7 protein-coding genes are annotated in these 8,783 nt (G+C 65.2%); 5 read left to right on the top strand and 2 right to left on the bottom strand.

Translation table 11 applies throughout. The features are described from left to right. Nucleotides 1–171 precede the first annotated feature (171 nt). Genes AC0YKC_RS13055 through AC0YKC_RS13040 form a run of 4 tightly spaced genes read left to right on the top strand, consistent with a single transcriptional unit; the run spans nt 172 to nt 5,061 of the window. Nucleotides 172–1,032, top strand: coding sequence for a carbohydrate ABC transporter permease (locus tag AC0YKC_RS13055; protein ID WP_488511322.1), 861 nt, complete (start codon nt 172–174; stop codon nt 1,030–1,032). 13 nt (nt 1,033–1,045) lie between these two features. Next, nucleotides 1,046–1,882: a carbohydrate ABC transporter permease gene (locus AC0YKC_RS13050; RefSeq protein ID WP_127235146.1), complete on the top strand. Its 837-nt coding sequence runs from the start codon at nt 1,046–1,048 to the stop codon at nt 1,880–1,882. Between the two features lie 8 nt (nt 1,883–1,890). After that, nucleotides 1,891–2,976, top strand: a complete 1,086-nt coding sequence (locus AC0YKC_RS13045; protein WP_488511321.1) for an ABC transporter ATP-binding protein — start codon at nt 1,891–1,893, stop codon at nt 2,974–2,976. A 57-nt stretch (nt 2,977–3,033) separates the two neighbouring features. After that, entirely contained in the window at nt 3,034–5,061 is a 2,028-nt protein-coding gene (locus AC0YKC_RS13040; protein ID WP_488511320.1) for an aldo/keto reductase, read from the top strand. A gap of 225 nt (nt 5,062–5,286) precedes the next feature. Here AC0YKC_RS13040 and AC0YKC_RS13035 read toward each other — a convergent pair whose 3' ends face one another. Continuing rightward, the gene (locus AC0YKC_RS13035; protein ID WP_434724593.1) at nt 5,287–5,715 is read right to left on the bottom strand and encodes an Lrp/AsnC family transcriptional regulator; all 429 of its coding nucleotides are present in this window, start codon (nt 5,713–5,715) and stop codon (nt 5,287–5,289) included. Nucleotides 5,716–5,852: 137 nt separating this feature from the next. Between AC0YKC_RS13035 and AC0YKC_RS13030 the strand changes: the two genes are divergently transcribed. After that, nucleotides 5,853–6,956 (top strand): saccharopine dehydrogenase family protein, encoded by a 1,104-nt coding sequence (locus AC0YKC_RS13030; protein ID WP_488511319.1) that lies wholly within the window; start codon nt 5,853–5,855, stop codon nt 6,954–6,956. A gap of 173 nt (nt 6,957–7,129) precedes the next feature. On the opposite strand, the gene lpdA is transcribed toward AC0YKC_RS13030, so the two are convergent. Further along, nucleotides 7,130–8,527, bottom strand: coding sequence for a dihydrolipoyl dehydrogenase (gene lpdA / locus AC0YKC_RS13025; RefSeq protein WP_488511317.1), 1,398 nt, complete (start codon nt 8,525–8,527; stop codon nt 7,130–7,132). Between the last annotated feature and the right edge of the window lie 256 nt (nt 8,528–8,783).

Genomic DNA, 8,783 nt, shown 5'->3' with positions numbered 1-8,783 from the left:
GCCATCGTCGAAACCTCCAGAATCAACAATGGCAGCTACAGAATCACACGCGATTCCAGCCCTTCAAGCCCCTTTCGCAGGCCACCTTCCCGCTTGACACCCACAAGACGCAAATGTGTGCGCACGCTAGCCCACAAGGGGAGAAGGAAAAGACAAAGAAAGGAGGAGACGATGCGCACCCAGAACGCCACGGCGTACCGCTTCCTCACGCCCTATCTCCTGATCTTCGCCATCTTCTGGATCTGGCCGATCATCTCGTCCTTCCTGATCTCCTTCCAGGCGACGCGTACCGTGCCGTGGCGTTTCGCGCCCACCTTCAACTGGGGCCGCCTGATCGGCGACCCCGCCTTCTACAATGCGCTGAAGAACACGCTGCTGATCCTGGTCATCCAGGTGCCGGTGATGATCTCGCTGGCGATCGTCATGGCGGTGCTTCTGAATTCGCCGCTGCTCAAGGCGCGCGGCCTCTACCGCTTCGCCTTCTTCGCCCCGGTCGTGGTCGGCGAGGTCGCCTATTCGGCCGTGTTCCGGCTGATGTTCAGCCTCGATTTCGGCATCGTCAACAAGCTCCTAGAGAGCGTCGGCCTGGCCAAGATCGACTGGTTCTCCAACGTCACCCCGGCCATGGCGCTGATCATGATCGCGGTGACCTGGCGCTGGGCCGGCTACAACGCCATCATCATCCTGGCCGGCCTGCAGTCGATCCCGGAGGACGTCTACGAAGCGGCGACGCTCGACCGTGTCAGCCGGCTGAAACAGTTCTTCTACATAACCCTGCCGCTGTTGAAGGCGGTCATCGTCTTTTGCGCCGTGCTGTCGATCATCGGCACCATGCAGCTCTTCACCGAACCGTTCCTGATCACCGAGCGCGGCGGCCCGGGCGGCGGCACCGAGACGCTCGGGCTGCTGCTCTACCGCCAAGGCTTTCGATCGCTCAATTTCGGCTATGCCTCGGCCGTCGCCTACACCATGGCCGGGCTCGCAATCGCCATCACCTTGGTGCAGCTCTGGCTGACGAGAGAGCCTAAATGACGCGGGAGCCGAAATGACCTCGCGTTCGCAAAGACGGCTCGGCCGCAGCATAGCGCTGCATCTGTTCCTGACGCCGCTGGCGCTGGTCTGGCTGTTTCCGCTCTGGATGATGGTGGTGTTTTCCACCATGCCCGACAACGGCATCTTCAGCCCGGGCATCGAGCTCCTGCCGCACGACAATTTCCTCGACAATGTCGCCAACCTGCAGCGCGACACCAACTTCATCGGCGCCATCGGCATCTCGGTCTCGGTGGCGGTGACCTATACGATCCTTTCGGTGCTGCTCACCTCGATGGCCGGCTGGGCGCTGGCGCGCTACGAGTTCCACGGCAAGGGCGCGGTCGTCGCCATCATCTTCGGCACCATCACGCTTCCCTACGCGGTGGTGCTGATCCCGCAATTCATCATGGTGGCGCGCGACTTCGCTCTGGCCAACACCTGGATTGCGCTGATCGTGCCGCCGCTGTTCAACTCGCTGGGCGTGCTCTTCATGCGCCAGGCCTTCTCGATGATGCCGGCCGAGCTGTTCGACGCGGCGCGCGTCGAGGGCGTCAAGGAATGGCGCATCTTCCTGTTCGTGGCGCTGCCGCTGGCGCGCCCGATGCTGGCGGCGCTGGCCATCATCCTCTTCCTCGCCTCGTGGAACAACTATCTCTGGCCGCTGCTCATCAACAGCCAGCCGGGCGCGATGACGGCGCCGGTGGCGCTCGGCACGCTGATCGGCCTGACCAAGGTTTCCTGGGGCGGCATCATGGCCGGCGCGGTCATGCTGACCGTGCCGATGCTCATCGTCTTCGTGCTGTTGCAGCGCCATTTCATCGCCGGCATCGCCGCCGGCGCGGTCAAGTAGGAGACGCGATGGCTGCCGTCACCCTCACCAATGTCGTAAAACGCTTCGGCGTCTTCGAGGTCGTCCATGGCGCCAACATCGATATCGCCGACGGCGAGTTCGTCGTCTTCGTCGGCCCCTCCGGCTGCGGCAAGTCCACGCTTTTGAGGATGGTCGCCGGGCTGGAGGACATCAGCGGCGGCGAAATCGCCATCGGCGGCAAGGTGATGAACGATATCGAGCCGGCCGACCGCGGCATCGCCATGGTGTTCCAGTCCTACGCGCTCTACCCGCATATGACGGTCGAGCAGAACCTTTCCTTCGGGCTGAGGATGAACGGCAATCCGAAAGCCGACACCGAGCGCCGGGTTAGCAAAGCCGCCGAGATCCTGCGCATCGACGAATTGATGCAGCGACGGCCGAAGCAATTGTCCGGCGGCCAGCGCCAGCGCGTCGCCATCGGCCGCGCCATCGTGCGCGAGCCGCAGGTTTTTCTGTTCGACGAGCCGCTCTCCAACCTCGACGCCGAGCTCAGGGTCCAGATGCGCGTCGAGATCTCGCGCCTGCATAAGGAGCTCGGCGTCACCATGATCTATGTGACGCACGACCAGACCGAGGCGATGACGCTGGCCGACCGCATCGTCGTGCTGAAGGCCGGCAATGTCGAGCAGATCGGCGCGCCGCTCGATCTTTATGACGACCCGGTCAACCGTTTCGTAGCCGGCTTCATCGGCTCGCCGAAGATGAATTTCCTCAGAGCCAAGGTCGTCGAGACATCGAACAGCGCCGCGATCATCGAGCTCGTCAATCACGGCGGCGCGCGCTTGCGCAAGCCGCTCGCCGAGGCTTTTCCGGTCGTCGGCGCCGAGGTCGTGCTCGGCGTCAGGCCGGAGCATTTCTTCGAAGCGGGCGAGGGCGATTGCGACATTCCGGTCAAGGCCGACGTCGCCGAGCATCTCGGCTCTGTCAGTTATGTCTACGCCAATGCCGGACCCGAGGAGCTGATCGTCGAGCGCGAGGCCTCGCGCCAGCGCGCCAGCGGCGATCATTTCACGGTTTCGATCAAGGCGGAACGGGCGCTTCTCTTCGACAAGGCGGGCGCACGGATCCGCTGATCCGCAAGTTTCTTTGCCGGCACGCCAGGCGTGGCGGCGATCCATGGAGAATTCGACATGACATCCAAGAAAATCCGCTGGGGCATCCTTGGGCCCGGCAGCATCGCCAAATCCTTTGCCGGTGGCGTGGCGCAGTCGCGCACCGGCGAGCTGGCGGCGCTCGGCGCCCGCAATCCCGCCAAGCCGGGGCTTGCCGAGACCTTTCCGGGCGCGCGCATCCTCAACGGCTATGACGCGCTGCTCGCCGACAAGGACGTAGACGCCGTCTACATTTCGATTCCCCATCCCGGCCACGCCGAGTGGGCAATCAAGGCGGCGGAAGCCGGCAAGCATGTCCTATGCGAAAAGCCTCTGGCGCTGACCGCCTTCGAGGCCGACGCCATGATGCATGCGGCGCGCAAGGCCGGCACCTTTCTCGGCGAGGCCTTCATGTACCGGCTGCACCCGCAGACCATGCAGCTGGTCGAGCTGATCAGGTCCGGCGCCATCGGCGAGGTGCGCATGATCAAGTCGAGCTTCGGCTTCGCCATGCCGGGCTTCATGCCGGAGCACCGGCTCTATGCCAACGACATGGCCGGCGGCGGCATCCTCGATGTCGGCGGCTATCCGGTGTCGATGGCGCGGCTGATCGCGGGCGCAGCCGCGGGGCAGCCCTTCCTCGAGCCGGACAAGGTGGTGGGCGCCGCCCATCTCGGCCAGTCCGGCGTCGACGAATGGGCTTCCGCCTTGCTGCACTTCCCCGGTGGCATCGTCGCCGAAGTCTCCTGCAGCATCTCGCTCAATCAGGACAATGTGCTGCGCATTTTCGGCACCAAGGGTCAGATCGAGGTGCCCGATTTCTGGTTCGCCGGTGGCAACCGCGATGTCGGACCGGGCCGGATCGAGGTGATCCGGTCCGGGGCGGCTCGGGAGGTGATCAGCCTCGACGAGACCCGCCACCTCTATTCCTTCGAGGTCGATGCCGCCGGTGAGGCGATCCTCGCCGGACGGCAGGAATTCGCCTGGCCGGGCATGTCATGGGCCGACAGCCTCGGCACGCTGCGCGTGCTCGACAAATGGCGCGCCGCGGTCGGGCTGGAATATGAGATCGAGAAGCCGGCTAAGCGGGTCAACACGCTCTCCGGCCGGCCGCTGCGCATCGATGGCAAGGCCATTCCCAAGCGCGCCATTCCGGGCCTGCCGCGACAGGCCTCGGTTCTGGCGCTCGGCTTCGAGGATTTCCGCAGCTTCTCCTCCGGCTCGATCCTGCTCGACGCCTATTTCGAGGCCGGCGGCAATCTGTTCGACACCGGCTTTGTCTATGGCGCCGGCTACACCGAGACGCTGCTCGGCCAGTGGCTCAGGAACCGCGGCGTGCGCGAGCAGTCGGTGATCATCGGCAAGGGCGCGCATTCGCCGCTCTGCTATCCTGACGTCATCGGCAGGCAGCTGGCCCAATCGCTCGACCGGCTGCAGACCGACCATGTCGACATCTATTTCATGCATCGCGACAATCCGGGCGTGCCGGTCGGCGAATTTGTCGACGCCATGGACGCGGAGGCCAAGGCCGGCCGCATTCGCGGCCTGTTCGGCGGCTCCAACTGGACGATGGAGCGCATGGACGCGGCCATCGCCTATGCCGAGAAGAACGGCAGGCAGAAGCCCGGCGCGCTCTCCAACAATTTCTCGCTTGCCGAGATGCTGGAGCCGATCTGGGCCGGTTGCGTCACCTCGTCCACCGATGCGTGGAAGGCCTGGCTGGCGGCCAGGCAGATGCCCAACTTCGCCTGGTCGAGCCAGGGCCGCGGCTTCTTCACCGAGCGCGCCGGCCGCGACAAGCATGACAGCGAGGAGCTTGTGCGTGTCTGGTATTCGGAGAAGAATTTCGGTCGCCGCGACCGCGCGATCGAGCTGGCGCGCAAGCTCGACAAGAGCCCAATCCATGTCGCGCTGGCTTACGTGCTGGCCCAGCCCTTCCCCTCGGTGCCGCTGATCGGCCCGCGCACCCTGGACGAGCTGGAGGACAGCCTGAAGGCGCTGGATATCAAGCTGACACCGGAGGATGTGGCGTGGCTGGATGAGGGGCCGGAGAGGAGAAGGGCCTAGGGGGAGAAAACCATAGGCGTCGCGTTCCTTCGCCCCCCTCTCTGCCCTGCCGGGCATCTCCCCCTCAAGGGGGGAGATTGGCAGCTTCGATGCCGCCGCCTTTTCCGCAACATTGGTGATTGGCGAAAGCCGGCGTGACATCTGATCTCCCCCCTTGAGGGGGAGATGTCCGGTAGGACAGAGAGGGGGGCCTCGCGCCGACGTCTCGAACTGAGCAGCACCCCTCTACCGATCCACCCGCGTCGACAAAATAATCGACGACGAGGTCCGCTCCACCCCGTCCATCGCCCCGATCCGATCGAGCAGCGCGTCGAGATCGCGGATCGACGGCGCGTCGACGATGACGATCATGTCGAAATTGCCGCTCACCGAATGCACCGTCCGCACCGGCGGCATCGCCTCCAGGCTGCGCACCACCTTGTCGGCGAGTTTCGGCGTGACGGTGAGCAGCACATGCGCCTTGACCAGGCCCTGCTCATAGTCGGCCGACAGCCTCACCCCATAGCCGGCAATGATGCCGCGCTGCTCCAGCCGCTCGATGCGGCTCTGCACGGTCGTGCGCGACACGCCGAGCTGGCGCGCGAGCTCGGCGGTCGAGGCGCGTGCGTCGGCGCGCAGCAGGGTCAGCAGGGCTTGTTCGGCTTCAGTGATCATTTCGACGAAACCTTTCGGCAGATCGCTTAAAGTTGAGCTTCATATTGCCAGATTCCACGCTTCCTTTCGACAGGCAAGCTGCGAAGATTCCCGCCAAATCGAATTGACCCAAATCAGGATTGGCAGGGGAATTGATCATGAAGAACATCGTTGTCGTCGGCGCCGGCAAGATCGGCTCGACCATCGCCGAAATGCTGAGCGCCACGGGCGACTATCGCGTCACGTTGGTCGACCGCTCGGCCGCCCAGCTTGCGGCGGGCGAACTGCCGGCCGGCGTCGCGACCCAGGAGCTCGACATCGCCGCCACGGGTGAGCTCGAAAAAGTGCTCGCCGGCAAGTTCGCCGTGCTCAGCGCGGCGCCCTTCCACCTCACCACCCGCATCGCCGAGGCGGCCGCCGCCACCGGCGTGCATTATCTCGACCTCACCGAGGACGTCGTCTCGACCCGCCGCGTCAAGGAGCTGGCGCGTGACGCCGACAACGCCTTCATCCCGCAATGCGGCCTGGCGCCGGGCTTCATCTCGATCGTCGCCAACGACCTCGCCAGCCGTTTCGACACGCTGGAAAGCGTGCGCATGCGCGTCGGCGCGCTGCCGCAATATCCGTCCAACGCGCTGAACTATAACCTCACCTGGAGCACCGACGGCGTCATCAACGAATATTGCGAGCCCTGCGAGGCGATCGTCGAGGGCGAGCTGATCGAAGTGCCGCCGCTGGAAGAGCGCGAGGAATTCTCGCTCGACGGCGTCACCTATGAGGCCTTCAACACGTCAGGCGGCCTGGGCACCTTGGCCGAGACGCTCAAGGGCAAGGTGCGCACGCTGAACTACCGCACCATCCGCTATCCCGGCCACGCCGCGATCATGAAGGCGCTGCTCAACGACCTCGGCCTGCGCCACCGCCGCGACGTGCTGAAGGACATTTTCGAGAGCGCCCTGCCCTCGACGTTGCAGGACGTGGTCATCGTCTTCGTCACCGTCTCGGGCCGCCGCAACGGCCGCCTGCTGCAGGAGACCTACGCCAACAAGATCTATTCGCAGCGCGTCGGCAGCCTGGTGCGCAGCGCCATCCAGATCACCACCGCCTCCGGCATCTGCGCCGTGCTCGACATGCTGGCCGACGGCTCAATTCCGGCGAACGGCTTCGTGCGCCAGGAAGACATCGCGCTCGACGCCTTCCTCGCCAACCGCTTCGGCCGCGCCTACGCGCAGCACGAGATGGCGAGCCGCCTGGCGGGGTGAGGTGCGCCAGGCTCCCCCTTCCCCCCTTGTGGGGGAAGGTGTCGCCGAAGGCGACGGATGAGGGGTGCTCCAGGAAAAGCCGACGTCTCACTCCGCTGGAACACCCCTCATCCGTCTCGGCGCTTCGCGCCGATCCACCTTCTCCCACAAGGGGAGAAGGAAAGGCGCTCCCCTCAAATATGCAGCGCGTGGCCCAGCGCCTTCAGCGCCGCTTCCTGGAACCCTTCGCCTTGCGTCGGATGCGCATGGATGGTGCCGGCGATATCCTCCAGCCGCGCGCCCATCTCCAGCGCCAGGCCAAACGCGGCCGCCAGCTCCGACACGCCCTGCCCGACCGCCTGGATGCCCAGCACCAGGTGATTGTCCGCGCGTGCTACGACCCGCACGAACCCATCCTCGCCCTGCTTGGTCATGGCGCGGCCATTGGCGGCGAACGGGAACTGGCCGATCTTGATCTCGCCGGCGAGCGCCTTGGCCTCCTCCGGCGACAGGCCGGCGGTGACCAGCTCCGGATCGGTGAAGCAGATCGCCGGAATGGCGCGCTTGTCCCAGCTTCTCTTATGGCCGGCGGCGATCTCGGCCACCATCTCGCCCTGCGCCATGGCGCGATGCGCCAGCATCGGCTCGCCGGTGACGTCGCCGATGGCAAAGATGCCACGCATCGAGCTGCGGCACTGGTCGTCGATGCGGATGAATTTTCCGACACGGTCGAGGTCGATCTGCTCCAGTCCCCAACCCTCGGTGAGCGGCTTGCGGCCGACCGTCACCAGGATCTTGTCGGCGGCGACCTTGGCGTTCTTGCCGTCGGCCGTCTCGACCAGCAGCGCATCGCCCTTGCTCGACAATCCCTTGGCCTTGGCACCTAGCATCACTTCGACTCCAAGCTCGCCGAGCCGTTTGAGCACCGGCCTCGTCAGCTCGGCATCATATTGCGCCAGAATGCGCGGCAGCGCTTCGACCACAATGACTTCCGAACCCATCTTGGCGAAGGCCATGCCGAGCTCGAGCCCGATATAGCCGCCGCCGACGACCGCGAGCTTCTTCGGCACGTCGCTGAGCGCCAGCGCTTCGGTCGACGAGATGACCGGCCCGCCGAAGGGCAGGAACGGCAGCTCGACCGGCGCCGACCCGGTGGCGATCACGACGGTCTCGGCGCGGATGACCTGCGTGCCGGTCTCGGTTTCGACCTCGACGGTCTTGCCGTACCGGAATGTCGCCCAGCCGTGCACGGTCTTGACTTTAGCCTTCTTCAGCAATCCGGCGACACCGCTATTGAGCCGGCTAACAATAGCGTCCTTCCAGGCGACGGTGCGGGCCAGGTCGAGCGTCGGCGCGGCGATGTTGATGCCGAGCGGGCTCTTCCCGCCAGCCATATGCGCTACTTTCTCGAACTCGTCCGCGGCATGGATCAGCGCCTTGGAGGGGATACAGCCGACATTGAGGCAGGTGCCGCCCGGCTTGCCCGCCTCGACGATCACCGTGTCGACGCCGAGCTGGCCGGCGCGGATGGCACAGACATAACCGCCCGGACCGGCGCCGATGACGAGCAGCTTGCAGGAGATTTCTTTCATGGGCTTACGCTCTTCTTGATAGCGAAGGTCGCGGCGCGCCTTCTCCTTCTCCCCTTGTGGGAGAAGGTGGATCGGCGCGATAGCGCCGAGACGGATGAGGGGTGTTCCAGCGGAGTGAGGCGCTGACGTTCCAGCGGAGTGAGGCGCCGGCGTTCCCTGGAGCACCCCTCATCCGTCGCCTTCGGCGACACCTCCTCCCACAAGGGGAGAAGGGGGAGCGCGTATCCCGGCGCCGCGACGTTCGAGATCAACTCCA

Source organism: Mesorhizobium sp. CNPSo 4661 (assembly GCF_057784215.1).
Note: the sequence above shows the minus strand (reverse complement) of the source record. Positions and strands in the feature narration are given on the sequence as shown.

Coding starts and splice junctions, on each gene's coding strand:
- AC0YKC_RS13035 (WP_434724593.1), bottom strand. CDS start 5,715: ATGATCACTGAAGCCGAACAAGCCCTGCTGACCCTGCTGCGCGCCGAC.
- AC0YKC_RS13030 (WP_488511319.1), top strand. CDS start 5,853: ATGAAGAACATCGTTGTCGTCGGCGCCGGCAAGATCGGCTCGACCATC.
- AC0YKC_RS13045 (WP_488511321.1), top strand. CDS start 1,891: ATGGCTGCCGTCACCCTCACCAATGTCGTAAAACGCTTCGGCGTCTTC.
- AC0YKC_RS13040 (WP_488511320.1), top strand. CDS start 3,034: ATGACATCCAAGAAAATCCGCTGGGGCATCCTTGGGCCCGGCAGCATC.
- AC0YKC_RS13055 (WP_488511322.1), top strand. CDS start 172: ATGCGCACCCAGAACGCCACGGCGTACCGCTTCCTCACGCCCTATCTC.
- AC0YKC_RS13050 (WP_127235146.1), top strand. CDS start 1,046: ATGACCTCGCGTTCGCAAAGACGGCTCGGCCGCAGCATAGCGCTGCAT.
- lpdA (WP_488511317.1), bottom strand. CDS start 8,527: ATGAAAGAAATCTCCTGCAAGCTGCTCGTCATCGGCGCCGGTCCGGGC.